Raw genomic sequence first — 23,176 nt, forward strand, 5'->3', positions numbered from 1 at the left:
GCGCGCCGACTTCAGACGGCCAGCGCCAACAGCACGGCCGAGAGCGCTGCCACCGCGGCGATGGCCATGGCGCCATAGCGCTCCATGGGCCGCCCGACGGGGGCCGACGCCGGCTGCGGCGATGCCAGGCGCTCCATCGTGGTGCGCGAATGGGAGATCAGCGAGAAGGAAATCATGCGGTGCCTCTGCGTGGTGCCGTGGTTGCGAGGGGCCTCGATCGAGACCCTGTGATCGGACATACGCAGTGGCCGGCCTCGATGGGACCCGCCGGTTTGTTTCGTTTGTTGCGGGAGCTCCCGCAGTCGGGGGGGGTGAGCGCGGTCGACCGCGACGCGCCTTTGCCCGGCGGCGTTGCTGCGTGCCAATCGGAGTGACACAGTCCGGCTGCAGAAAGGACAAGCCGATGGACATCGCCATTCGCGAGATCACCGCCGATACCGTTCGCGCGGTCTGTGACCTGGTCGCCGAGCCGCCCGGCTTCGTGGCGCCGAACGCGGTCTCGATCGCGCAGGCGCATTTCGCGCCCGAAGCCTGGTTCCGCGCGGTCTATGCCGGCAACGAGCCGGTGGGGTTCGTGATGCTGGAAGACAGCTCGCAGGCGAAGGCGCCGCCGCCCGAGCTCAAGGTGGTGCTGTGGCGCTTCATGATCGACGCCAGGCACAAGCGCAAGGGGTACGGCCGCGCGGCGCTGCGGCTGGTGATCGACGACGTCCGTCGGCGCCATCCCAATCTACGAAGCTTGCACACGTCGTGCGTCCCGGGCCCCGGCACACCCCGGCCCTTCTACGAATCGCTCGGCTTCGTGTTCACGGGCGAGATGGACGGCATCGAGGAGGTGCTGGCCCTGCCTCTGGACTCGCCGCGCTGAGAGGGAGCGCTTCGGTTCCCACCATGCGTCATGCCAGCATCCCCACGTCGCGCAGGAACTGCGCGCACAGCGCGGTGAGCGGCGCACCGCTGGGCTCGCAGTAGGCGTGGCCGCCCGGCCCGCCGGTCCACGCGTGGGCCAGGCCGGGGACGTCGATGCGACGCACCAGCAGCTGGCCGTCGGCGCGGAAGTCGGTGACGGACGCGCCCGACGACGCGGCCACCACCGCGTCGGACGCAAGGCTGCGTCCGACGCGGCGAAAGGATTCGACGGCCTGCGCCTGCAGCTGCTCGGCGCAGCGCGGGTGCACCACCTCGTCGTCGTTGCCGTGAATGATGGCCAATGGCGCGCAGGCATCGCGCCGCGTGCCCAGGGCGAGCAGCGGATCGAGGGACACGCCATGCTTCATCACGCCGTGCGGGTTGTGCACGCTGAAGGCGCCCAGCAGGGGCGGCGCCGCGACGGTCGCGACCGCCCTGAAGCGGCCGGGGCAATGGAAGGCGAGCAGGGCCGCGAGAGCGCCGCCGGCCGAGATGCCCACCGCGGCGACGGCGCCATCGTCGACCCGCACCTGCCGCGAGACCTCGTCGATCATCGCGTTCACCACCGACAGCTCCCCCTGACCGCGTTGCGCGAGGGGATGGAACCAGTTCCAGCAGCGGTACAGGTTGGCGATCCGGCGCTGATCGGGGCACAGCAGCCGCACCCGGGCCGTGTCCGCGAAGTCCGTCCAGCCCGCCGCCTGCGCGAAGCGCAGCGCACGCTGCTTGCAGCCGTGCAGCACGACGATGAGCGGCGCGCTGTGCCCGTCCTTCAGGCCGCCGGGCACGTAAAGGCCGTAGCGCCAGGTGCGAACCGCAAAGTGTCGGGGCAGGAATCGCAGGCCGGGCAGTCTGATGCGGCCGCGCCGCCACCGGCCGCGCCGGATGCGCAGCCGTGCGAAGAACCAATGGCGCAGCGCGCGGGCGCGGAGGATGAGCCAGTCGAACATCCGGTCGACCCTAACACGGGTGCCGGACGGGGTCGTGTCTGCGCGCGAGGGGGGTCGCCCTGTCGCACCGGACAAGGCACGGTAGCTGCTCCATCGGGTCACGCACAACTCGATCGGAGAAGGTCGATGAAAAACTTGCTCGCTTCGATGATGGCAGCGGTATTTCTGGCGCTCGTCGGCTGCGCCGGCCCGCTGGGCGGCATGGACACCCAGCGCTCCACGGGTCAGGCGATCGACGACGTGACGATAGGCACCAAGCTGAAAGCCGCGCTGGCGGCCGATCCGGACCTGAGCGCCCTCAAGATCAATGTCGACACCACCCAGGGCGCCGTGCGGCTCAAGGGCGAGGTGAAGTCGCTCGCGCTGCGGCGCAAGGCCGAGGACCTGGCGCGCAAGATCGAAGGCGTGAAGTCGGTCGACAACCAGCTCATCGTCACCGGCTGAGTCGCGCCCGATCGGGAATATCTGCCGTACGCCTTGGATGGCGGGCGTGCCCATGGGCGCGCCTGGCACTTCCATGACCACCGCTGCCATCCTCTACGGCGCCTTCGACCGGCACAATCTCGGCGATCTGCTGCTCGCACACGTGAGTGCCGCGCTGCTGGGCGGCACGCCGTTGACTTTCACGGGGCTGGCGGCGCGCGACCTGCGTGCACACGGCGGCCATTGCGTGCGCGCGTTGGCGGAGGTCGCGTCGTCCTGGCGCGGCGCGCCGCCGGCGCTGATCCATGTCGGCGGCGAGCTGCTCACCTGCCACGCCTGGCAGGCGGCCGTGATGCTGCAGCCGGCCCAGCAGGCGCGGCAGGCCATCGCGTACTTCGAGCCCCGGCCGCAGGAGCAGCTGCAGTGGGTTCGCCGCACGCTCGGCACCCCGGCGCTCGCGCCGTACGCGGCGCCGATCGAGTGGATCCCGCCCGGCGCACGGGTGGTCTACCACGCGGTGGGCGGGGTCGACCTGGCGGCCGAATCGCCGGCGCTGCGCGAAGAAGTGACGGCCAGGCTGCGGGCCGCCGATCTGGTCAGCGCCCGCGATCGCCTGACGCTGGCCGCCCTGCAACAAGCCGGCATCGAGGCACGGCTGGTTCCCGACCCCGCGCTGCTGGTCGAGGTGCTCTTCCGCGATCGCATCGCCCGGCGCGCCAAGCAGGGGGAAGTGGCTGCGCTGCGCGCGGCGTGGCCGGACGGGTTCGTGGCGCTGCAGCTCAGCGCCGACTTCGGCGACGACCGCACGCTGGACACCCTGGCGGCGCAGATCGATGCACTCGTCGCCGACAGCGGCTGCGGCGTCGTCTGCTTCTGCGCCGGTATCGCCCCGTGGCATGACGATCCCCGGCTGGGCGAACGCCTCATGGCGCGCCGGCCCGAGGCACCGCTCAAGCGCTTCGGGTCAGTGGATGTGTGGGACCTCTGTGCACTCATCTCCGCGAGCCGTGCCTACGCCGGCAGCAGCCTGCATGGCCGCCTCGTGGCGATGGCCTTCGGCGTGCCGCGTGTGAACCTGCGTCCACCGGCGTCGCCGGCACAGGCGCGCAAGCTGGCCGCCGTGGCCGAAGCCTGGGAGCCGCACGGCGTGCCCATCGCGGTGCCGCCGAACGAGATGGCGCAAGGCGTTCGCCTCTCGATGGCGGTGGAGGCGGCGCTGCGGCAGGAGACCGCCTCGCGCCTGGTGCAGCAATCACTGGCCGGCTTTGCTCCCGTTCAGTCGCTGCTCGGCCTGACGCCCACGGCCTTGAAGAACGTGTAGCAGAAGACGCCGTCGCTCTGCGTGGTGCGATGCAGCGCCCGCACGCCCGCGTCGAAACGATCCGGCTCGATCAGGCCGGCCGCGATCGCCGGCTCGCGGACCGCCTCGACCATGGCGGCAAAGGTCTTGCGCGTGAAGCCGTCCACCCGGTCCGGACGGCTCGCGTCGACATACACCATGCGCGGCGACACGCAGACCCGGTCGAATCGCGATTGCATCAGCAGCGGGTAGAGCTGACGTCCGATCAGCGCGTTGCCGCCGGCCTGCTGCTGCAGCTGCACCTGGCAGCGGATGGCGGCATGGGCGTCGGCGCTGTCGGGATGGAAGCTCGTCGATCCGTGGTCGCCTTCGATGACGGTGATCGTGCCGCCCGGCTTGAGCACCCGGCGCAACAGCGCCAGCGCCTGCAGCGGTTGCGGCAGGTGCTCAAGCACGAAGCAGACGAAGACATGGTCGAACGCTGCGGCGTCGAACGGCAGGGCGAAGATGTCGGCCTGGCGGAATTCGACGTTCGTGATGCCGTGCGCTTCGATCCTCCGTTGGGCCTGCGCCAGCGAGTCGGCCGAGATGTCGATCGCGGTGAAGCGCGCCTGGGGGCTGAGTCGGGCCAGCGTGATCGTCTGCGCGCCGATGCCGCAGCCGGCTTCGAGCACCGTGCTCCCCGCGGGATAGGAGGTGTCCGCGTGCAGCAGGTCGGCCAGCGTGCCGGCCTGGTCCTGCAGCCGCTCGCTCTCGCGCGCGTCGTAGCCGTGGATGTACGTGGAGCTCATGGCGTGCAGTCTGCGCGCCGCCGGCAGGGCCGGTCTTGAACGTTATTGCGGCCGCCGGGATGCGTGGCGAAACGCGCCCGGCGTGAAGCCGAACTGCCGCACGAAGATCCGCGTCATGTGGCTCTGATCGGCGAAGCCGCTCGACGCGGCCGCCATCGACAGGCTGGTGCCGCCGCGAATGAGGCTGCGCGCCTTCTCGGCCCGCTGCGCGAGGAGCCAGGCATGCGGCGGCAGTCCGTAGGCCTGCTCGAACCGGCGCAGCAGCTGGTATCTGCTGAGGCCCGACATCGCCGCCAGCTCGGCCAGCGTCGGCGCCTGCTGCAGGTCGTCGGCGAGGCGCTGGCGCGCGCGCTGCACGTCGCCGCGGACCGCTTGCGCCGGTGCGGCCCGCGTCGTGTGCCTTTCGAGCAGCAGGCCGCAGACATCGACCAGCGACTCCTCGCAGGCCATCGTCTCGGCTCGGTGTGAGCTCCAGGCTTCGAGCCGCGCGAAGAGGCGCTGCAGCGAACGGCCGAGCGCGGGGTCGCGCAAGACCGGCCGGGTGATCTCCAGACCGGCATCGGCGCACCCGCTCATCGCCGCCATCACTTCCGGATCCATGCACACGATGCGCCAGCGCCGCGACGGTCCGCCGAGGGGACGTCCGTCGTGCACTTCGCCGGGATTGGTGGTGACGAGGTCGCCCGCGTACGCATCGACCGTTCCTCGTCCGCTGGCCGATCGGTGCGCGCCCTGCTCGACCAGGCCGACGCCGAAGGTGGCATGCCAATGACGGCCGTAATGGCGGCCGCTGTCGATGCCGGTGCAGTACACGCCGGCCCACGGCGAGCCGATGACGCGGCAATGGTGGTGGTCTACGGCCTTCATGCGCTGGGACCCGTCCCATCGGGACCGGCAGCAGCTAGCACGCGCCCCGGCTTGGCGGCCCGGTTGCCGCACCCTTCAATGGGCCACATGCATCCGGAGAGCCGCATCATGCTGTCGAGCCTGTTCACGCTGATCGCTGCCGTCGCCGTGGCCGTCACCGCGATCGCGCTGCAACCCCAGCCCGCGGAAGAGCCGAGGCACGCAGCGAGTGTTGCGGCGTCCCCGCCGCCGGCAGCATCGGCTGCTTTCGTGACCCTTGCCGCGACCGCCGACGACTAGGGCATGTTAACGCCATGGGAGGCCTCGCGTGACTCAGCAAAGCGGCGCCCGCAAGGCGCGAAGCGCAGCCGTAGCGGTGTCTACGGCGAGCATTCGCAACGCGGCGGGCGCCGCTTTGCTGAGATCACCCGCAGGGCCGGTGCCTGGCAGGCCCCAGGGCGGCGTTGCCCGCTCGTTGTGTGCCAAAGGCACACGGCCTCGCGTGCGCCTTGCGCTGGGGCATGCCACGCACCGGCGCGAGGCCTCCCATAGCGTTAACAGGCCCTAGCCTAGGCACCGTAGATGTCCTTGTACGACACGTAGATCGTGAGCAGCACCAGCGGCACCAGCACGATCCAGCCGAGGCCGAACGGGATCGACGCGACGATGGCGGCCAGGATGTAGAGCACGCCGTACACCAGCATCGGCACGATGTTCTTCAGGCAGGCAGCAAAGCTCGACTTCATCGCGTCGACGGGCGCGACGTTGCGGAACACCACCAGCGCCGGCGCGAACCAGAACGCCATTGCGACGAGCACGCCGAGCGCCATCATCACCAGGAAGGCCAGCATGCCGGCGCCCGCCGCGGCCATCATGCCGCCGGCGCTGCCCGAGTGATCGCCGGCCATCATTCCGGCTGCCGCGCCGAAGCCCAGCATGCCGACGACCAGCGCGATGACGAAGGTGCCGGCCAGCAGCAGCGCGCCCACCACCAGCAGCTGCGTCATCTGCTCGCCCTTGAACGCCAGGAACAGGTCGCCGACCTCCAGCGTGCCCCCTCCCTCGACCTTGCGCGCGGCCAGCATCCAGCTGCCGATGAACACCGGCGCGAGCAGCGAGGTCGCCAGCCAGCCGATGAAGGGTATGAAGCTGAGCACGACGAAGACCACGAGGAGGATCAGCCCCAGCACGATCCACAGGCCCGCATTCTTCGTGAACAGCGCCCATCCTTCGGTCCACCAGCCGGTCCCGCGGCCGGCCTCCACGTTGCGGGGCTCGCCCGCCGGCCTGGTCGTCATCTCGTCCATGGAAGTCCTCCATCCTTATGACCGCGGCGAGTGTATGCCCGCAGGGACGCGCCGCGTGCCCCTGCCAGCCCGGTGTCCTTCTCGGACGCCTCCTACCCCCGCTCCCGGCGCCGTCCGATGCGCGCCGAGGCGCCGCCGTTCTACCCTCGCGCCATGCGCGCGATCGCTTCGCTGACCCTTGCCTTCGGCTTGGTCTCCATCCCGGTCAAGCTCTACTCGGCAACGGAAAGCAGCGCCGCCATCCGCTTCAAGCTGATGAGCCGCGGCGGTGCGAGGCTGCGACAGCACTACGTGGCCGATACGGCCGAGCCCGCAGAGGCCGGAGAGCTTGCAGAGCCCGCCGATCCCGCCGAGCCCGAGGTCCAAGTCCCCACGGTCCCCGCGCGCACGGCAGCACGCGCGCAGGCGGACGTCGCGGCGCCCGCCCGGCCGCCTGCCCGACAGCTCGACCTCGACGACGCCCCGCCGCCGGTCATCGTCGAACGCGAGGACATCGTCAAGGGCTACGAGTTCGAGAAGGGCCGCTTCGTGCTCTTCACGCCCGCCGAGCTGAAGGCGCTGCAGGAAGGCGCGCGCGACAGCATCGACATCGTCGCCTTCATTCCCGCGGGTGCGGTCGAGCCGGTCTACTACGACAAGGCCTACCTGCTGGCGCCCGACAAGCGCGCAGAGAAGACCTATTCGCTTCTGCTGGCGGCCCTGCAACGCAGCGGTCGCTGCGCGCTCGCGAAGTGGGCGTGGCGCGGCAAGCAGTACGTCGTCGAGGTGCGCCCCGGCGAGGGCGGGATGGTGCTGCAGCAGCTGCTCTATGCCGACGAGGTTCGCTCGCCGGCTGCGCTGGACATCCGGCTGGTGCAGGTGGGCGATGCCGAGCTCGGGCTGGCGCTGAAGCTGATCGAGCAGGGGGCACAGGACCGCTACGACCCGACCCAGTTCGTCGACGAGGAGAAGCAGCGCATCCTCGCGGCGGTGGAGAAGAAGATCGCCGGCAGGAAGATCGTGGCGCCGGAGCAGCGCGAGCCCGCCGCAGGCCAGGTCATCGACCTGATGCAGGCGCTGCGGGCCAGCCTGCGGCAGCCGCAGGCATCGAAGCCGCCTCGCAAGGCCGTCGCTGCAAAGGGCGCCAAGGTGCGCAAGGCGCGCTGAGGTCCCGGTGCCGTGCCGGCAGTAGCACACTGCGGGGCATGAGCCAGGCCCCCGAACCCCAGATCCTCCGCTACACCCGCTGGCTGGCCGAGACGCGCGGCCTGAGATTCGATCCGACCACGAACGAAGGCTACGACGCCATGTGGCGCTGGTCGGTCTGCGACCTGCGCGGTTTCTGGCGCTCGGTGTGGGACTGGGTGGACCTGCAGTCGCCGACGCCGGTGCGCACCGTGCTCGATGCCGAGACCATGCCCGGTGCGCGCTGGTTCGAAGGCGCCCAAGTCAACTTCGCCCGCCAGGCGCTGCGCCATGCCGATGCGGCGCATGCCGCGGGCCATCCGGCGCTGCGGTTCCAGAACGAGGCGATGGCCGAGCGTGGCGAGATGGGCGAGATGAGCTGGCCCGATCTGCGCCGCCAGGTCGCTGCGCTGACCGCGCAGCTGGAGCGCATGGGCGTGCAGCCGGGAGACCGGGTCGCCGCCTTCCTGCCGAACACGCCGGCCACGGTCGTCGCCTTCCTGGCGGTGGCGAGCCTCGGTGCCGTCTGGTCGGTGTGCTCGCCCGACATGGGACCGGTGGCGGTGCTCGACCGCTTCCGGCAGATCGAGCCCACGGTGCTCATCGCCTGCGACGGCTACCGCTACGGCGGCGTCGCGCACGACCGCATGCCCTTGCTGGCCACGCTGCTGGCTTCGCTGCCCAGCGTGCGCCACGTGGTGCTGCAGCGCGCGCTGAACGCCGACGCCGACGAGGCGACGCTGCGGGCCGGCGGACGCGCCGTGCACGACTTCGACGCGCTGACTGCCGGAGCCGAAGCGCGCGTCGAGCCGCGCTGGCTGCCGTTCGACCACCCGCTGTGGATCGTCTACTCGAGCGGCACCACCGGCCTGCCCAAGCCCATCGTGCACGGCCACGGCGGCGTGATGCTCGAAGGACTGAAGCTGATCCGGCTGCACAACAACGTGGGCCCGAGTGTCGAGACAGGCGACCGCTTCCACTGGTACAGCGCCACCGGCTGGATCATGTGGAACTGCCAGATGATGGGCCTGCTGATCGGCACGACCATCTGCCTCTTCGACGGCAGCCCGGCCGGACGCGCCGGCCAGCCCGACTGGTCGACGCTGTGGCGCTTCGTCGGGGCGGCGGGCGCCACCTTCTTCGGCGCGGGTGCGGCCTTCTACGCCAGCTGCCTGAAGGCCGGCGTCGAGCCGGCGCGTGTCGCCGACCTGTCGCGCCTGCGCGGTCTGGGGTCGACCGGCTCGCCGCTGCCGGTCGAGTGCTATCGCTGGATCTACGAGCAGATGCCGAAGGTCGACGGCCGCGACATCTGGCTGACCTCGGTCTCCGGCGGCACCGACTTTTCCGGTGGCTTCATCGCCGGCTTGCCGACGCTGCCGGTGATCGAGGGCGAGATGCAGTGCCGCTGCCTCGGCGCCTCGGTCGAGGCCTGGAGCGAGCCGGATGCCGAAGGCCGCGGCCGGCCGCTGATCGACGAGGTCGGCGAGCTGGTCTGCACCAAGCCGATGCCGTCGATGCCGCTGTGCTTCTGGGGCGACACCGACGGCCGCCGCCTGCACGACAGCTACTTCGACATGTATCCCGGCGTCTGGCGGCACGGCGACTGGCTGCGCATCACGCCGCGCGGCGGCGCGATCATCTACGGCCGCAGCGACGCGACCATCAACCGCCACGGCATCCGCATGGGCACCAGCGAGCTGTACCGCGCTGTCGAGGCGCTGCCCGAGGTGCTGGACAGCCTGGTGGTGGATCTGGAGTACCTCGGCCGCGAGAGCTACATGCCGCTGTTCGTCGTGCTGCGTGAAGGCTTCGTGCTGGACGACGCTTTGGTCGCGCGCCTGAAGGCCGCGATCCGCGAGGCGCTGTCGGCGCGGCATGTGCCCAACGAGATCTTCCAGGTGAGCGCCATCCCCCGCACGCTGTCCGGCAAGAAGATGGAGCTGCCGGTGAAGAAGCTCCTGATGGGGCAGCCGGCGGAGAAGGTGCTGAACGCCGACGCAATGGCCAATGCGGACAGCATCTCTTGGTTCGTCGAGTTCGGGAAGCGGCGCGCGGCTAGCTGAGGCCGAAGGTCCCGAGCACGTCGCGCCACCAGGGCACATCGACGCGGCCGGCCCAGTCGTTGTGGTCGCTGCCTTCGATGACCAGCAGGCGCTTCGGTCCCCGCAGCGCCTGGTGCAGAGCGATGCCGTACTTTGCCGGCACGATGCTGTCGCGCTCGGCGACGGCGACCACCACCGGACGGTCCAGCTCTGCGAGGCGGGCGACGCTGTCGTACTCGTCGCGCAGCATCCACTTCACCGGCAGCCACGGGTAGTGGTGGGCGCCGACGTGGGGCAGGCGGTCCCACGGTGTGATCAGCAGCAGCCCGCCGATGCGATCGCGGTGCTTGGCGCCGGCGGCCGCGGCGACGGCCGCGCCCAGCGATTCGCCGATCAGCAGCAGCGGCGCGCCGTATTGCGCATGCGCCTTGGCGACGGTTTCCTCGGCATCGCTCACCAGGCTCGCTTCGCCGGGCGCGCCGGCTCGCGGGCCGTAACCGGGGTACTCGGCCAGGATCACGCGCAGTCCGAGAGGAACCAGAGACTGCGCGTAGAAGTCGCGATGACCGGCGTGTCCGGCGTTGCCATGGAAGACGATGGCCGTACCGCGCGCCTGGCCGGCGGGCTCGGCGACCAGGCCGCGAAATTCGTGTGACGACGGCCATGCGCGAAGCGAGGCACCGGTCATGCGATCGACCGTCGTGCGCATCGGGAAGTACAGCAACCGGTCCTGCCACAGGAAGACCGCGGCGAGGAACACGAGGACCGCGACGACGGCCCACAGCAAGGTCTCTTTCATGCCGTTGTCATGTTCACTCAAAGCTAGGGGTGGTTGCGCGGGAGGCCGTCACTAGGATGTCCCCCGGTCCGAGGCTCATCAAGGAGGATTTCCATGCAAGACACCCCGACGCTCAGCCAGGCCCAGATCGACAGCGTGCTCAAGGCCGCCCAGCTCGATCCCGCCACCGTCGAGCGTACCCAGCGAGCCTACCGCCGGTACATCGAGCTGCAGGCGGGCCGCCCGGCCGGCTGGCACGGCCCCACCGACATCGTGACGCTGGCCGGCCTGGGCGGCGAGTTCTTCTGGTCGGAGGAATGGATACGTCCCGCGAAGATGTCCTTCACCTTCGACGCGGGCAAGGAAGGCAGCCAGGGCACCTACCGGGTGACCACCGCGCTCACGGACGAGCAGGGCGTCTTCCATTGCGTGCCCAACAACCCCGCGATCGGCTGGGCATTCATCAGCCTGATGAAGAACGGCGGCCCGCCGCGCCATTTCACGGTGGCCGGCATGATGACCGACAGCGCGTGGAGGATCAGCGTGCTGATGCTCAACAAGATCGGTCCCGACGGGCCGGTCCACCCGCCGTTCTCGGCCCTGCGCATCCTCTGATCAGAACAGGAAGTACCGCTGCGCCATCGGCAGGCGGGTTGCCGGCTCGCAGCTGAGCAGCACCCCGTCGGCGCGCACCTCGTAGGTCTGCGCGTCGATCTGCATGGACGGCGCGTAGGCGTTGTGCACCATGTCCTGCTTGCGCACCGTGCGGCAGCCCTTCACCGCGGCAACCGCCTTGCGCAGGCCCAGCTTCGCGGGGACGCCGCCGGCCAGCGCCGCCTGGCTCACGAAGGTCAGCGAGCCGAGGTGCAACGCGCCGCCGAAGGAGCCGAACATCGGCCGGTAGTGCACCGGCTGGGGCGTGGGGATGGAGGCGTTCGGATCGCCCATCGCGGCCGCCGCGATGAAGCCGCCCTTCAGGATCAATGCCGGCTTGACGCCGAAGAAGGCGGGCTTCCACAGCACCAGGTCGGCCCACTTGCCGGGCTCGATGCTGCCCACCTCGTGCGCGATGCCGTTGGCCAGCGCCGGATTGATCGTGTACTTGGCGACATAGCGCTTGACACGCGTGTTGTCGTGGCGCGCGCTGTCGCCCGGAAGGCTGCCGCGCTGCAGCTTCATCTTGTGCGCCGTCTGCCAGGTGCGGACGATGACCTCGCCGACCCGGCCCATGGCCTGCGAGTCGGAGCTCATCATGCTGATCGCGCCCAGATCGTGCAGCACGTCTTCCGCGGCGATGGTCTCGCGGCGGATGCGGCTCTCGGCGAACGCCAGGTCCTCGGCGATGCCGGCGTCGAGGTGGTGGCACACCATCAGCATGTCGAGGTGCTCGTCGACCGTGTTGGCCGTGTAGGGCATGGTCGGATTGGTCGACGAGGGCAGGAAGTTGGCCTCGCCCACCACGCGCAGGATGTCCGGCGCATGCCCCCCGCCCGCGCCTTCGGTGTGGAAGGCGCACAGCGTGCGACCTTTCGTGGCCGCGATGGTGTCCTCGACGAAGCCGGACTCGTTGAGCGTGTCGCTGTGGATGGAGACCTGCGTGTCGGTCTCCTCGGCCACCGCCAGGCAGCAGTCGATGGCCGACGGCGTGGTGCCCCAGTCCTCGTGCAGCTTCAGGCCGATGGCGCCCGCCTCCACCTGCTGGCGCAAGGCCTCGGGCCGGCTGGCGTTGCCCTTGCCGAGAAAGCCCAGGTTCATCGGGAACGCGTCGGCGGCCTGCAGCATCCGCGCGAGGTTCTCGGGCCCCGGCGTGCAGGTGGTGGCGAAGGTGCCGGTGGCCGGGCCGGTGCCGCCGCCGAGCATGGTGGTCACGCCGCTGTGCAGCGCTTCCTCGATCTGCTGCGGACAGATGAAGTGGATGTGCGAATCGATGCCGCCGGCGGTGACGATCATCCCTTCGGCCGCAATGATTTCCGTGCCGGGGCCGATGACGATGTCGACGCCGGGCTGCACGTCGGGATTGCCGGCCTTGCCGATCTTCGCGATGCGGCCGCCGCGCAGGCCGATGTCGGCCTTGACGATGCCCCAGTGGTCCACGATGAGCGCGTTGGTCAGCACGCAGTCGACGGCGTCGCCGGGGCCCGGGCCGTTGATGCGCTGCGACTGGCCCATGCCGTCGCGGATGGTCTTGCCGCCGCCGAACTTCACTTCCTCGCCGTGCACGGTGAGGTCGCGCTCGACTTCGATGACCAGATCGGTGTCGGCCAGGCGCAAGCGGTCGCCGGTGGTGGGGCCGAACATCTCGGCGTAGGCGCGGCGTTGCAGTGTGGTCATGTCAGAGCGCTCCCTGCACGAGGCCGCGGAACCCGAAGACCGTGCGCTCGCCCGCGTAGTCGACCAGCTCCACCGTGCGCTGCTGCCCCGGCTCGAAGCGCACCGCCGTGCCGGACGCAATGTTCAGGCGCATCCCGCGCGCGGCCGACCGGTCGAAGCTCAACGCACCGTTGGTCTCGGCGAAGTGATAGTGGGAGCCCACCTGGATGGGCCGGTCGCCGCGGTTCTCGACCACCAATGTCAGCGTGCGGCGGCCCGCGTTGATGACGATGTCGGGACCGTCGGTGAGCAGCTCGCCCGGGATCATCACTTCCTCCGGCGCAACCAGACGGCCAGCGCAGCGACGGCGCCCAGCGCGACGAAGCCCCACAGGTCGGTGGCGTGCCAATGCGCGCCGGTCAGGCCGTGCCCCTCGTGGGCGGCGCTGCAGAGCGGCAGGCATGCGAATGCCGTCGCGACGGTCAGATGACGTTTCACGTTTCGCCTTTCACTGAATGGGCTGATGCACGGTGACGAGCTTGGTGCCGTCGGGGAAGGTGGCTTCCATCTGGATCTCGGGAATCATCTCCGCGACGCCGTCCATCACGTCCTGCCGCGTGAGCACCGTCTTGCCGTCGCTCATCAGCTCGGCCACGGTCTTGCCGTCGCGAGCGCCTTCCATGATGGCGGCGCTGATCAGGGCGACGGCTTCGGGGTAGTTCAGCTTGAGGCCGCGGGCTTTGCGTCGTTCCGCGAGCAGTGCGGCGGTGAAGATCAGCAGCTTGTCTTTCTCGCGCGGCGTCAGGTCCATGGGGCGTGTCGGGTAGCAGAAGGTGTGCCATCTTGCACCGAAACGACGCACGCGCGCCCTTGGCATGCCCCTTGCCGTCGTCTAGCCCCCATGAGCGTCGTGATGCCTCCGACGCCCGGCGCACCGCGCGTCGGGCCGGCCATCACCGCCTCGGTGCGCACCGAGGCGGTGCAGCGCGTCGTCAAGGTGCGTCGCGACTACAACGACTGGGTCGCGCGCGAGACGATGGAGGACTACGCGCTGCGCTTCACGCCGCACAGCTTTCGCAAGTGGTCGGAGCTGCGAGTGGCCAACACCGCCTTCGGCGCCGCTTCCTTCCTGGTGCTGGAGGCGGTGGGCGCGACGCTGCTGGTGGAGTACGGCTTCGTCAACGCCTTCTGGGCCATCCTGGCCACCGGGCTGGTGATCTTTCTCGCCGGCCTGCCGATCAGCCGCTACGCGGCGCTGCATGGCGTCGACATGGACCTGCTCACCCGGGGCGCCGGCTTCGGCTACATCGGCTCCACCGTCACGTCGCTCATCTATGCCAGCTTCACCTTCATCTTCTTCGCGCTCGAGGCGGCCATCATGGCCTACGCGCTGGAGCTCGCGTTCGACATCCCGCCGGCATGGGGCTACCTGATCTGCGCGCTGGTCGTCGTTCCGCTGGTCACCCACGGCGTCACCGTGATCAGCAAGCTGCAGGTCTGGACGCAGCCGCTGTGGATCGTGCTGCTGGTCGTGCCCTACATCTACGTGTTCCAGAAGAACCCGGGCGTGCTGCACGACCTCATGGGCTACGCCGGCGCGAGGGGGCAGGGCGGCCAGTTCGACATCGCGATGTTCGGCGCGGCGATGACGGTCGGCATTGCGCTGATCACGCAGATGGGCGAGCAGGTCGACTACCTGCGCTTCATGCCCGAGCGCACCGCCGCCAACAAGCGCCGCTGGTGGGCCGGCGTGCTGATCGGCGGCCCGGGCTGGGTGGTGCCGGGCGTCCTCAAGATGCTGGGCGGCGCGCTGCTCGCCTTCCTCGCGATCAGCCACGCGGTGCCGGTGGACCGCGCCGTCGACCCGAACCAGATGTACCTGGCGGCCTACGAGTACGCCTTCCCGCGCACCACCTGGGCGGTCGCCGCGACGGCGCTGCTGGTGGTGGTGTCGCAGCTCAAGATCAACGTGACCAACGCCTATGCGGGCTCGCTCGCCTGGTCCAACTTCTTCGCCCGGCTCACGCACAGCCACCCGGGTCGCGTCGTGTGGGTGGTGTTCAACACGCTGATCGCCCTGATGCTGATGGAGCTCAACGTGTTCTCCGCGCTGGGCAAGGTGCTCGGGCTGTACTCCAACATCGCCATCAGCTGGATGATGGCGGTCGTCGCCGACCTGGTGATCAACAAGCCGATGGGCTGGTCGCCGAAGGGCATCGAGTTCAAGCGGGCGCATCTGTACGACATCAATCCCGTGGGCGTCGGCGCAATGGGGCTGGCGTCGGCACTGTCGATCGCGGCCTACCTGGGCTTCTTCGGGGAGATGGCGCGCGCCTTCTCGGCGCTCATCGCGCTGGTGACGGCGTTCGTCACGGCGCCCCTGATCGCGTGGTGGACCCGGGGCAAGTACTACCTGGCCCGAGACCCGCAACCCATCGCCCGGCCGGCCGATCCAGAAACGCCCGTGGCTCCGGCTTCGCCGGCCCACCGGGTGGCGCCCCTCGGGGGCAGGAGCGCAGCGACCCGCGGGTGCACGATCTGCGAGCGCGAATACGAGTCCGACGACATGGCGTATTGCCCCGCCTATCTCGGCCACATCTGCTCGCTGTGCTGCTCGCTCGACGCACGCTGCAACGACATGTGCAAGCCCGAGGCGAGCTGGTCGGCGCAGTGGCAGGCGGCGGCGCGATGGCTGCTGCCGGGCGCGTGGTGGAAGCGCCTCGACACCGAGCTGGGCCGCTACCTGCTGCTGATGTCGGCGATCGTGCCGCTGCTGGGCATGCTGTTCTATCTCATCTACCAGCACGAGCTGCGCCAGCTGGTCGACCTGGGCGACGGCGCGAAGGAGGCGATGGCGCAGGGCATCGGCCTCGGCTTCATGAAGGTGTATGCCGCGCTCGTCGTCGTGTCGGCCATCGTCACCTGGTGGCTGGTGCTGACGCACAAGAGCCGCCAGGTCGCGCAGGAAGAGAGCAACCGGCAGACGCAGGCGCTGGTCAACGAGATCGAGTCCCATCAGCGCACCGACGAGGCGCTGCAGCAGGCCAAGCGCACGGCCGAGCTGGCCAACCAGGCGAAGAGCCGCTACATCTCGGCGATCAGCCACGAGCTGCGCACGCCGCTCAACAGCATCATCGGCTACGCGCAGCTGCTCGACGAGGACGACAGCGTCCCGCCGCACCGCAAGCAGGCGGTCAGCGTGATCCGGCGCGGCGGTGACCACCTGCTGTCGCTGATCGAAGGCACGCTGGACATCGCGCGCATCGAAGGCGGCAAGCTCACGCTCGAGGTCAGGCCGATGCGCTTCCAGGAATGCGTGCAGCAGATCGCGCGCATGTTCGAGCTGCAGGCCGCCGGCAAGGGCCTGGAGTTCCGCCACGAGGTGCAGGGCACGCTGCCCGAGATCGTGCGCACCGACGAGAAGCGCATGCGGCAGGTGCTGATCAACGTGATCGGCAACGCCGTCAAGTTCACCGGTGCCGGGCATGTCGTGTTTCGCGCCAGCTATGCACGCGAGATGGCGGTGTTCGAGGTCGAGGACACCGGCCCGGGCATCGCGCCCGACGAGATCGAGCGCATCTTCGAGCCTTTCGCGCGGGGCTCCGCCGCCGGCCACACCTCGGGCACCGGCACCGGCCTGGGCCTCACGATCAGCAAGATGCTGACCGACCTGATGGGCGGGGAGATGACCGTCAGGAGCACGCCGGGTGCCGGCACGGCGTTCCGCATCCGCCTCTTCCTGCCCGAGGTCCGCGCCGAGGCCGCCGCGCGAGAGCTGCCGCGCCTTGCGCGCATCGGCTATGCCGGTCCGCGGCGCAGCGTGCTCGTGGTGGACAACGAGGAAGTCGACCGCGACCTGCTGGTCAACGTGCTCGCGCCGCTCGGCTTCGACGTGCGGCGCGCGGCCTCGGGGCACGAATGCCTGGCGCTGCTCGAGCAGTTCCAGCCCGACGCGATCCTGATGGACCTGGCGATGCCCGGCATCGACGGCTGGGAGACCATACGCCGCATGCGCGCCGAGGCGTTGAGCCGCGCCCCGGTGGCCATCGTGTCGGCCAACGCTTTCGACAAGGGCCTGGACAACGACGTGGGCATAGCGCCCACCGACTTCGTGCTCAAGCCGGTGCGCAAGGCGGAGCTGCTCGACTGGCTGGGCCGCGCGCTGGCGCTGGAGTGGCTGCACGCGCCACAGCCGGTGATCGCACCGGCGCCCACGCCGGCGCCGGCGCCCTTCGTGCTGCCCGGCGAGGAGCGGCTGCGCGCGCTCGCCGAGATGGTCGATCTCGGCTACTTCCGCGGCATCCTGACCTTGCTCGACACGATCCAGGCCGAGACGCCCGAGAGCGCCGGCTTCGTCGCCCACCTGCGCGAGCTCGCGCGCCAGTTCCAACTCGACGCCATGAGCGGCGTTCTGCGAAAGGCCCGCGATGCACGCGTCGTTGAATGAGCTGCCGGCGCGAGCCGACATCGACGGCGCGAGCGCCGAGGTCGTGTTGATCGTCGACGACGTGCCCGACAACCTGTCGGTGCTCCACGACGCACTCGACGAATCGGGCTACACCGTGCTGGTGGCCACCAGCGGCGAGGCCGCACTGCAGCGCGCCGCGCAGGCGCAGCCCGACATCGTGCTGCTGGATGCGGTGATGCCGGGGCTCGACGGCTTCGAGGTGGCGCGCCGGCTGAAGGCGCGGCCGGACACGGCGCACATTCCCATCGTCTTCATGACCGGCCTCACCGAGACCGAGCACGTCGTCGCGGCGTTCCAGGCCGGCGGCGTCGACTACGTCACCAAGCCGATCCGCCCTCGCGAGGTCATCGCGCGAATCGCCGTGCACATGCAGGGCGCGCGCCACGCCAGGCAGGCGCGCAATGCTCTCGACGCCTTCGGTCATGCCACGATGGCCATCCACATCGGCAGCGGCCGCGCGGTGTGGCAGACGCCGCTCGCACGCAAGCTGCTGCAGCAGTACTTCGGCGCCGACGACCCGGCCCCGCCACAGCTGCTGCGGTGGCTGCAGGTGCAGTCGGCGCTGGCGGCGCAAGGCCATGCGCCCAGGCCGATGGCCCTGGTGCGCGAGGCGCGGCAGCTGGTGATCAGCCTGCAGGAGCGCACCAGCGACGAAGACTGGCTGATCGTGATGCGCGAGGTGTCGGACACCGCGGTGGTCGAAGCGATGATGCAGAACTTCAGGCTGACGCTGCGCGAGGCCGAGGTGCTGTACTGGGTCGCCAAGGGCAAGACCAACCGCGACATCGGCGACATCCTCGGATCGAGCCCGGCGACGGTGAAGAAGCACCTCGAGCACGTGTACGAGAAGCTCGGCGTGGAGACCCGGACCGCGGCCGCCAACCTGGCCATGAACAAGCTTCGCCTGTAGGTCTGCGGTGGAGCAGCGCTTCCGCTGCGTTCCACCAGCCACCTACACTGACCCCGTGGACACCACCTTCGCGCTGACGCAGATCCAGCCGCCGCGGCGGCGCAGCGCTCAGATCGCGCGGCCCCGCCTCGACGACTCGCTGAGCCAGGCCTTGATGTCGCGGCGGCTCGTCCTGTTGGTCGCAGCCGCCGGCTTCGGCAAGACCAGTGCACTGGCCGCGCAGATCGAACGCTTGCCGCACGGCACGGCCCTCGCGTGGGTCTCGCTCGACGAAGGCGACGACAGCCGGCGCCTGCTGGCCGGGCTGGTGGCCGCGCTCGAGCCGCACGACCTGCCCTGGCGCACCGATCCGCAGGCGCTGCTCGCGCAGGTGGGCGACGAAGGCCCCGGCGTGAAGCGTGCGGTGGCCGAGCTCGTGAATGCGTTGGCCGGTGCGGACTGCCCGCACGGCGTCATCGTCGTCGATGACCTGCATCGGGCCTTGCCGCCGGTCGCCGAGCTGCTCGACGCCATGATCGAGCGCCTGCCGCCGCAGTGGACGGTGGCGATCGCGACCCGCGTCGAGCCCGCCCTGGCGCTGCCACGGCTGCGCGCGGCCGGCGAGCTGGCCGAGCTCCATCTCGACGATCTGCGCTTCGATGCCGACGAGTCCGGGCGCTTTGCCGCGGCGCTGGCCGGCACGGAGACCAGCGCGCCGGGCGGGCCGCAGCTGGCCGAGCTGATCGAGCGCACCCAGGGTTGGCCAGCCGGCCTGCGGCTGTGCCTGGCCGCATCGCGCACGCGTGCGGGTGGCCTGTCGGCTCGCCGCGGCCCGCTCGATCGTGCCGTGTTCGATTACCTCGCCAGCGAGGTGCTCGACGACATGCCGGCGCCGCTGCACGACTTTCTCGTGCGCTGCTCGGTGCTGCCGGCCTTGACCGCCGCCCGCGCCGCAGCGGTAAGCGGCGACGCCGCCGCTGCCGAGCGGCTCGAGGAAGTCGAGCGCCGCGGCCTGTTCGCCACCGCCCTCGACGCGCAGGAGCGCACGCTGGTCCTGCACGACCTGTTCCGCGAGGCGCTGGCGCACCGCCTGGAACGCGATCTGCCCGACGAGCTGCCGACGCTGCTGCAGCGCGCCGCCGCGAGCGAGCCCGATGCGATGCGCCGCGTGGCCTTCCTGCTGCGCGCCGGCGACTGGGCAGCGGCCGAGGCGACGCTGGTCGAAGTGAGCGACGAGCTGGTGCTGCAAGGCGCCTCCGCCGAGCTGCAGCGTGCGGCGCAGCAATTCCCGCCCGATTGGCGCGATCGCTCGGCGCGGCTGCAGCGCCTGCAGGGGCTGGCCGCCTGCCAGCGCTGGCGATGGGCCGAGATGGCCGCCCACATGGAAGGCGCGGCGGCGGCGTCGCGAGACGAGGGCGACGTCGAGGGACAGCAGCTGGCCCAGGCCTATCTCGCGTCGGCGTACCACGCGCTGGGGCGGTCCGACCACGTGCGCGCGCTGCTCGACGAGCTGGAGCCGCAGCCGCTGTCGCGCGAAGCGCGCGTGATCGCGCTGGTCGGCGAGTGCTCCTGGCACTTCCAGCGCGGCGACCACGATGCGGTGCCGCCGCTGTTCGCGCGCCTGGTCGACGAGCTGGAGGGCACGCAGTCGCTGCTCACCTGGTGGAAGGGCGCCCCCGGCATGACGTGGGCGACGCTGCGCGGCATCCGGCCCGTGCTGCAGCGCTACTTTGCCGGGGCGCTGCGCCGCATCGGCGAACGTGCCCTGCCGCTGCGAGCGCTGATCCACATCCAGCAGGCCTATGCCCACCTGTGGGCCGGGCGCGTTCCAGACGCGCTGGCCGAAGCGGCCATCGCCGAGTCCGACGTACGCTGGCTGGCGTGCTCGGCCGACATCGAGACCAACGTCACCGTCTTTCGCACGCTGGCCGATGCGATGCACGGCCGCGCCGCCGCGGTCGAGCACGCGCTGGCCGAGCTCATCGTCCGCGAGGACAACGCGAGCAGCGCCGAGCGCCGGCAGGTCTGGCGCCACCAGGTGGCGACCTTCGCGGTGCGGTTGACCGACGTGCTGGGCAGCGACGCGGCGGCGCTGACCCGCTGGGGCGCGGAGCTCGCGGACCGTCCGCTCGAGCAGCCCGGCCGCGTGTCAGGCATCCGTGCGCGCCTGGCCGCCGCGCAAGGCCAGTGGGACGATGCGGCGTCCCTGTTCACCGAGCTGCTGGCGCAGGCGTCGCGCATGGACCTGATGGGCCAGGCCATCGAGCTGCACCTGCGCACCGGGCACGCGCTGCTGCAGTGCGGCCGCATCGGCGAAGCGGCCGACGCGCTTCATCCCGCGCTCGCGCGGCTGATCGCCGAAGGCGAGCACGGCCACGCGCTGATGGCCGGCCCGGCCGTCCTGGCCGCGCTGGCCCGTGCACGCTGGGGCGAGCAGCTGCCGCAGGCGCAGCAATCGGTGCTGCGCGAGCTGGCGACGCTGGCCGCCGGCCTGCGTGCCCAAGCGCCGTCGTCGTCGCCGTCGCCGTCGCTGCTGACGGTGCGGGAGCAGGAGGTGCTGGGTCGCATCGCCGCGGGCGACAGCAACAAGGCGATCGCGCGGGCCTTCGATCTGAGCCCGCATACGGTGAAGCGCCACGTCGCGAACATCCTCGACAAGCTCGCGGTGCAGTCGCGCGGGCAGGCCGCGGCGTGGCATCGCGCGCGCATGCAGCCATGAAAAAGGGCCGGCATGGCCGGCCCTTCGTCGGGACGCGCGCCCGATTCAGTTGGTGCTGCAGGTGTTGCCCGGATTCACCGTCGACGGCGTGACGGTGGCGCCGGTCCGCGTGGCGATGCCCTGGGCGCCCTGGCCGATGCCGAACTCCGCGAAGGCCTGCCACACCAGCCCGCAGTCGGTGGCCGACGCGGTCGTGTTGGCGATCGACTGCAGCATGCCGTCGCGCATGTCCTCGAATGCCGGCGTGGAGGGCGTGTAGTTCATGCCGTCGACGAAGTGCGTGAACAGCTGCTCTCGCCGCGTGCCGAACAGCTCCATCAGGCGCCACATGGCGGCCGCGTAGATCTCGCCGTCGTCGTGCACTTCCTCGCCCTTCACGTCGCCGTACTTGAGCGGGTAGCCCGCGTACGGCGCTCGCCGGATGCCGGCGGGATTGCTCGCCGAGTACTCGCCGATACGGTCGTCACCGTTCATGAACATCGCGACGGTGTCGGACGCGCCTTCACCGATGGCGCCCGCCAGCGGGCCGCTCATGCCGCCGATCATCCGCCAGGTGAGGCCATGGCCGTACTCGTGGAACACCACGTCTGCGTCGAGCGAGGCGTCGAGCTGCAGCGGCTGCACCGGCAGCTTGCGCAGCGTGACATTCGGGCTGGTCAGCGCGCGCAGCGCCGCGCCGTCGTTCTTGCCGATCATCACGCCGGGAATGCGGATGTTCGCGTCGCCGCCCATCACGAGGGTCTCGATGGTTCCCTGGTTGTTCGCCACGATGATCCCGATGGCGCCGGCGCGCTGCGCGTTGGCCGCCTTCACGACGAAGTCGCACGAGCCGCGGTCCGCGAGCACGACGACGCCGCGCAGGTTGCCGGTGAGCGACTCGCAGGCGTCGCTGGTGGACGTGCCCGCGCCGTCGTTGGCGAGCACCACGTTGCCGGTGACGCCGGTGCTGTTCAGCACCGCGCCCCATGCCGCGGGCACCGCGTTGTAGCTGGCCGAGATGGGGCTGTTGACCCGCACCTCATGCGACTGGCCGGGGCCGGTCCACAGGTACATCTGCATGCGGCCGCTGCGTCCGTCGTTCGGCGTCGCGAAGTTGGCGTTGTCGGTGCCGCTGCCGTCGTGGGCTTCCGCCAGCACGGGATCGCCGTCGCGTCCGCCGCGTCCGAAGTTGTCGGCCTGGAAGTTGCCGGTCGCCTCGGTGAAGCCCTTGGTGTAGAGCTTGTCGTGGATGACGTTGTTCAGATAGAAGAGGTTCTGCACCGCGACGGCCTTGTTGCTCGTCGTGGTCGGCGAGACCGTGCCGTTCCAGGCCGTGAGGAAATTGCCGTCCGCCACCGCCGTGCCGCCGCTGTCGGGCTTGTTGTTGGCATCGGTGTCGAGATAGCCCTTCACGTTGTTGCCGGTGATGAGGAAGGTGCTCTGCGCCACGCTGCCCAGCCAGCCTGCCGGTGAAGGCGTGGTGCCGGGCGTGGACGCGGGCGCCGGCCCGTTCACCGTGGTCTGCGGGCCCTTGAGGGGATCCTCGATGAACACCGAGTACGAGTCGCTGGCGGTGCGGCGCTCCACCGACAGCACCGTGCCGTCGCCGCCGACCAGCGTGTGGTGCAGCTCGTTGCTCTTGCGGGTCCAGGTCTCGACGAGGTAGCCCTCGGCGATGGAGCCGTCGTTCATCGGCACCGCGACCTTGGTGACGCGCGGGTCGCTGTGGAAGAACGCACCGCCGGCGAACTGCAGCGTGTTGCCGCTGCGTGCGCCGGCCGCGAAGCTGGCCTGCGCGGCCGGGTGCAGGCGCTGCATGGCGGCGCTCAGGGCCTGCGATTCGGAGATCGACGCCGCCTTGGGCGCGCCGCTGATGGCGGCGGTCCTCTCGATGACCTGCACCAGCTCGCCGCGGGCGTTGAGGGCCGCCTTCACATAGGCGCCGTACACCGTGAGGCCGGCGACCTGCTGCTCCATGCGCACATGCGTGACGCCGCCCGCCGAGGTACGGCTGTCGGTCTGCCGCAAGGCGGCCACCGAGGATTCGCTCTTGCCGCGGCCGCGCAGGAACGCCTGCACCGCATCGGCCGGGGCGCCGCGCGAGGCCGGGCCGAGCGCCTGTCCTGCAGCCGCGCGCACCGTTTGGGCACGCTGCTTGTCGAACTGCAAGGAGCCTTCCTGTGCGAACGCGTGCGACGCGAACGCGAATACCGCGACAGCGATGGCCGTCGCTTTCAAGCCTTGAACGGAGTGCATGGGGTCTCCCGTGTATGGACGGATCCCGCTCGTGGCCGGATCCTG

Annotated in this window: 21 protein-coding genes; 10 read left to right on the forward strand and 11 right to left on the reverse strand. The window is 70.3% G+C overall.

Going from position 1 to position 23,176, the window contains the following annotated elements; all coding sequences use genetic code 11:
• Positions 1–11: 11 nt before the first annotated feature.
• Positions 12–176 carry a hypothetical protein gene (locus tag P7V53_RS06400; protein WP_280154647.1) on the reverse strand — a complete coding sequence of 55 codons (165 nt, stop codon included), beginning with the start codon at positions 174–176 and terminating at the stop codon, positions 12–14.
• A 227-nt stretch (positions 177–403) separates the two neighbouring features.
• On the opposite strand from P7V53_RS06400, the gene P7V53_RS06405 reads away from it, so the two are divergent.
• Entirely contained in the window at positions 404–868 is a 465-nt protein-coding gene (locus P7V53_RS06405; protein WP_280154648.1) for a GNAT family N-acetyltransferase, read from the forward strand.
• A gap of 28 nt (positions 869–896) precedes the next feature.
• On the opposite strand, the gene P7V53_RS06410 is transcribed toward P7V53_RS06405, so the two are convergent.
• The gene (locus tag P7V53_RS06410) at positions 897–1,859 is read right to left on the reverse strand and encodes a PHB depolymerase family esterase (RefSeq protein WP_280154649.1); all 963 of its coding nucleotides are present in this window, start codon (positions 1,857–1,859) and stop codon (positions 897–899) included.
• Positions 1,860–1,985: 126 nt separating this feature from the next.
• Between P7V53_RS06410 and P7V53_RS06415 the strand changes: the two genes are divergently transcribed.
• The gene (locus P7V53_RS06415) at positions 1,986–2,303 is read left to right on the forward strand and encodes a BON domain-containing protein (protein ID WP_280154650.1); all 318 of its coding nucleotides are present in this window, start codon (positions 1,986–1,988) and stop codon (positions 2,301–2,303) included.
• Between the two features lie 73 nt (positions 2,304–2,376).
• A complete protein-coding gene (locus P7V53_RS06420) occupies positions 2,377–3,603 on the forward strand; it encodes a polysaccharide pyruvyl transferase family protein (protein WP_280154651.1) in 1,227 nt (408 codons plus the stop codon).
• Here P7V53_RS06420 and P7V53_RS06425 read toward each other — a convergent pair.
• Together P7V53_RS06425 and P7V53_RS06430 are read right to left on the reverse strand one after the other, a co-directional pair.
• Positions 3,558–4,373: a methyltransferase domain-containing protein gene (locus P7V53_RS06425; RefSeq protein WP_280154652.1), complete on the reverse strand. Its 816-nt coding sequence runs from the start codon at positions 4,371–4,373 to the stop codon at positions 3,558–3,560. The genes P7V53_RS06420 and P7V53_RS06425 overlap by 46 nt on opposite strands.
• 42 nt (positions 4,374–4,415) lie before the next feature.
• The gene (locus P7V53_RS06430; protein ID WP_280154653.1) at positions 4,416–5,240 is read right to left on the reverse strand and encodes an AraC family transcriptional regulator; all 825 of its coding nucleotides are present in this window, start codon (positions 5,238–5,240) and stop codon (positions 4,416–4,418) included.
• A gap of 87 nt (positions 5,241–5,327) precedes the next feature.
• Between P7V53_RS06430 and P7V53_RS06435 the strand changes: the two genes are divergently transcribed.
• Positions 5,328–5,519 carry a hypothetical protein gene (locus P7V53_RS06435; RefSeq protein WP_280154654.1) on the forward strand — a complete coding sequence of 64 codons (192 nt, stop codon included), beginning with the start codon at positions 5,328–5,330 and terminating at the stop codon, positions 5,517–5,519.
• A 269-nt stretch (positions 5,520–5,788) separates the two neighbouring features.
• Here the strand turns inward: P7V53_RS06435 and P7V53_RS06440 are convergent, their stop codons facing one another.
• On the reverse strand, positions 5,789–6,526 hold the full coding sequence (locus P7V53_RS06440) for a BPSS1780 family membrane protein (protein ID WP_280154655.1): 738 nt from the start codon (positions 6,524–6,526) through the stop codon (positions 5,789–5,791).
• 153 nt (positions 6,527–6,679) lie between these two features.
• Here P7V53_RS06440 and P7V53_RS06445 point away from each other — a divergent pair, with 153 nt between their 5' ends.
• Together P7V53_RS06445 and P7V53_RS06450 are read left to right on the forward strand one after the other, a co-directional pair.
• Complete coding sequence (locus P7V53_RS06445) at positions 6,680–7,672, forward strand: Ku protein (RefSeq protein WP_280154656.1); 993 nt, start codon at positions 6,680–6,682, stop codon at positions 7,670–7,672.
• Between the two features lie 38 nt (positions 7,673–7,710).
• Entirely contained in the window at positions 7,711–9,753 is a 2,043-nt protein-coding gene (locus tag P7V53_RS06450) for an acetoacetate--CoA ligase (protein WP_280154657.1), read from the forward strand.
• On the opposite strand, the gene P7V53_RS06455 is transcribed toward P7V53_RS06450, so the two are convergent.
• Positions 9,746–10,531 (reverse strand): alpha/beta hydrolase, encoded by a 786-nt coding sequence (locus tag P7V53_RS06455; RefSeq protein ID WP_280154658.1) that lies wholly within the window; start codon positions 10,529–10,531, stop codon positions 9,746–9,748. The genes P7V53_RS06450 and P7V53_RS06455 overlap by 8 nt on opposite strands.
• A gap of 93 nt (positions 10,532–10,624) precedes the next feature.
• On the opposite strand from P7V53_RS06455, the gene P7V53_RS06460 reads away from it, so the two are divergent.
• Entirely contained in the window at positions 10,625–11,125 is a 501-nt protein-coding gene (locus P7V53_RS06460; RefSeq protein WP_280154659.1) for a hypothetical protein, read from the forward strand.
• Here P7V53_RS06460 and ureC read toward each other — a convergent pair whose 3' ends face one another.
• The 4 genes from ureC to ureA are packed head-to-tail and all read right to left on the reverse strand — an operon-like array spanning position 11,126 to position 13,631.
• Positions 11,126–12,841 carry an urease subunit alpha gene (gene ureC / locus P7V53_RS06465; protein ID WP_280154660.1) on the reverse strand — a complete coding sequence of 572 codons (1,716 nt, stop codon included), beginning with the start codon at positions 12,839–12,841 and terminating at the stop codon, positions 11,126–11,128.
• 1 nt (position 12,842) lies between these two features.
• Entirely contained in the window at positions 12,843–13,148 is a 306-nt protein-coding gene (locus P7V53_RS06470) for an urease subunit beta (protein ID WP_280154661.1), read from the reverse strand.
• The gene (locus P7V53_RS06475) at positions 13,148–13,318 is read right to left on the reverse strand and encodes a hypothetical protein (protein ID WP_280154662.1); all 171 of its coding nucleotides are present in this window, start codon (positions 13,316–13,318) and stop codon (positions 13,148–13,150) included. Before P7V53_RS06475 ends, P7V53_RS06470 begins: the two co-directional genes overlap by 1 nt.
• Before the next feature lie 10 nt (positions 13,319–13,328).
• The gene (gene ureA, locus P7V53_RS06480; protein ID WP_280154663.1) at positions 13,329–13,631 is read right to left on the reverse strand and encodes an urease subunit gamma; all 303 of its coding nucleotides are present in this window, start codon (positions 13,629–13,631) and stop codon (positions 13,329–13,331) included.
• A 102-nt stretch (positions 13,632–13,733) separates the two neighbouring features.
• Between ureA and P7V53_RS06485 the strand changes: the two genes are divergently transcribed.
• Genes P7V53_RS06485 through P7V53_RS06495 form a run of 3 tightly spaced genes read left to right on the forward strand, consistent with a single transcriptional unit; the run spans position 13,734 to position 20,896 of the window.
• A complete protein-coding gene (locus P7V53_RS06485; protein ID WP_280154664.1) occupies positions 13,734–17,267 on the forward strand; it encodes an ATP-binding protein in 3,534 nt (1,177 codons plus the stop codon).
• Complete coding sequence (locus tag P7V53_RS06490; protein ID WP_280154665.1) at positions 17,248–18,198, forward strand: response regulator; 951 nt, start codon at positions 17,248–17,250, stop codon at positions 18,196–18,198. Before P7V53_RS06485 ends, P7V53_RS06490 begins: the two co-directional genes overlap by 20 nt.
• Before the next feature lie 55 nt (positions 18,199–18,253).
• Positions 18,254–20,896 carry a LuxR C-terminal-related transcriptional regulator gene (locus P7V53_RS06495; RefSeq protein WP_280154666.1) on the forward strand — a complete coding sequence of 881 codons (2,643 nt, stop codon included), beginning with the start codon at positions 18,254–18,256 and terminating at the stop codon, positions 20,894–20,896.
• Between the two features lie 45 nt (positions 20,897–20,941).
• On the opposite strand, the gene P7V53_RS06500 is transcribed toward P7V53_RS06495, so the two are convergent.
• The gene (locus P7V53_RS06500) at positions 20,942–23,131 is read right to left on the reverse strand and encodes a M36 family metallopeptidase (RefSeq protein WP_280154667.1); all 2,190 of its coding nucleotides are present in this window, start codon (positions 23,129–23,131) and stop codon (positions 20,942–20,944) included.
• Between the last annotated feature and the right edge of the window lie 45 nt (positions 23,132–23,176).

The organism is Piscinibacter sp. XHJ-5, from assembly GCF_029855045.1.
In the GTDB taxonomy this organism is placed as follows: domain Bacteria; phylum Pseudomonadota; class Gammaproteobacteria; order Burkholderiales; family Burkholderiaceae_C; genus Albitalea.

Excerpts from the sequence above, each read along its gene's own strand:
- P7V53_RS06410 (WP_280154649.1), bottom strand. The coding sequence starts at position 1,859 with ATGTTCGACTGGCTCATCCTCCGCGCCCGCGCGCTGCGCCATTGGTTC.
- P7V53_RS06400 (WP_280154647.1), bottom strand. The coding sequence starts at position 176 with ATGATTTCCTTCTCGCTGATCTCCCATTCGCGCACCACGATGGAGCGC.
- P7V53_RS06425 (WP_280154652.1), bottom strand. The coding sequence starts at position 4,373 with ATGAGCTCCACGTACATCCACGGCTACGACGCGCGCGAGAGCGAGCGG.
- ureC (WP_280154660.1), bottom strand. The coding sequence starts at position 12,841 with ATGACCACACTGCAACGCCGCGCCTACGCCGAGATGTTCGGCCCCACC.
- P7V53_RS06470 (WP_280154661.1), bottom strand. The coding sequence starts at position 13,148 with ATGATCCCGGGCGAGCTGCTCACCGACGGTCCCGACATCGTCATCAAC.
- P7V53_RS06450 (WP_280154657.1), top strand. The coding sequence starts at position 7,711 with ATGAGCCAGGCCCCCGAACCCCAGATCCTCCGCTACACCCGCTGGCTG.
- P7V53_RS06460 (WP_280154659.1), top strand. The coding sequence starts at position 10,625 with ATGCAAGACACCCCGACGCTCAGCCAGGCCCAGATCGACAGCGTGCTC.
- ureA (WP_280154663.1), bottom strand. The coding sequence starts at position 13,631 with ATGGACCTGACGCCGCGCGAGAAAGACAAGCTGCTGATCTTCACCGCC.
- P7V53_RS06405 (WP_280154648.1), top strand. The coding sequence starts at position 404 with ATGGACATCGCCATTCGCGAGATCACCGCCGATACCGTTCGCGCGGTC.
- P7V53_RS06440 (WP_280154655.1), bottom strand. The coding sequence starts at position 6,526 with ATGGACGAGATGACGACCAGGCCGGCGGGCGAGCCCCGCAACGTGGAG.
- P7V53_RS06415 (WP_280154650.1), top strand. The coding sequence starts at position 1,986 with ATGAAAAACTTGCTCGCTTCGATGATGGCAGCGGTATTTCTGGCGCTC.
- P7V53_RS06455 (WP_280154658.1), bottom strand. The coding sequence starts at position 10,531 with ATGAAAGAGACCTTGCTGTGGGCCGTCGTCGCGGTCCTCGTGTTCCTC.
- P7V53_RS06420 (WP_280154651.1), top strand. The coding sequence starts at position 2,377 with ATGACCACCGCTGCCATCCTCTACGGCGCCTTCGACCGGCACAATCTC.
- P7V53_RS06490 (WP_280154665.1), top strand. The coding sequence starts at position 17,248 with ATGCACGCGTCGTTGAATGAGCTGCCGGCGCGAGCCGACATCGACGGC.
- P7V53_RS06485 (WP_280154664.1), top strand. The coding sequence starts at position 13,734 with ATGCCTCCGACGCCCGGCGCACCGCGCGTCGGGCCGGCCATCACCGCC.
- P7V53_RS06445 (WP_280154656.1), top strand. The coding sequence starts at position 6,680 with ATGCGCGCGATCGCTTCGCTGACCCTTGCCTTCGGCTTGGTCTCCATC.
- P7V53_RS06435 (WP_280154654.1), top strand. The coding sequence starts at position 5,328 with ATGCATCCGGAGAGCCGCATCATGCTGTCGAGCCTGTTCACGCTGATC.
- P7V53_RS06430 (WP_280154653.1), bottom strand. The coding sequence starts at position 5,240 with ATGAAGGCCGTAGACCACCACCATTGCCGCGTCATCGGCTCGCCGTGG.
- P7V53_RS06500 (WP_280154667.1), bottom strand. The coding sequence starts at position 23,131 with ATGCACTCCGTTCAAGGCTTGAAAGCGACGGCCATCGCTGTCGCGGTA.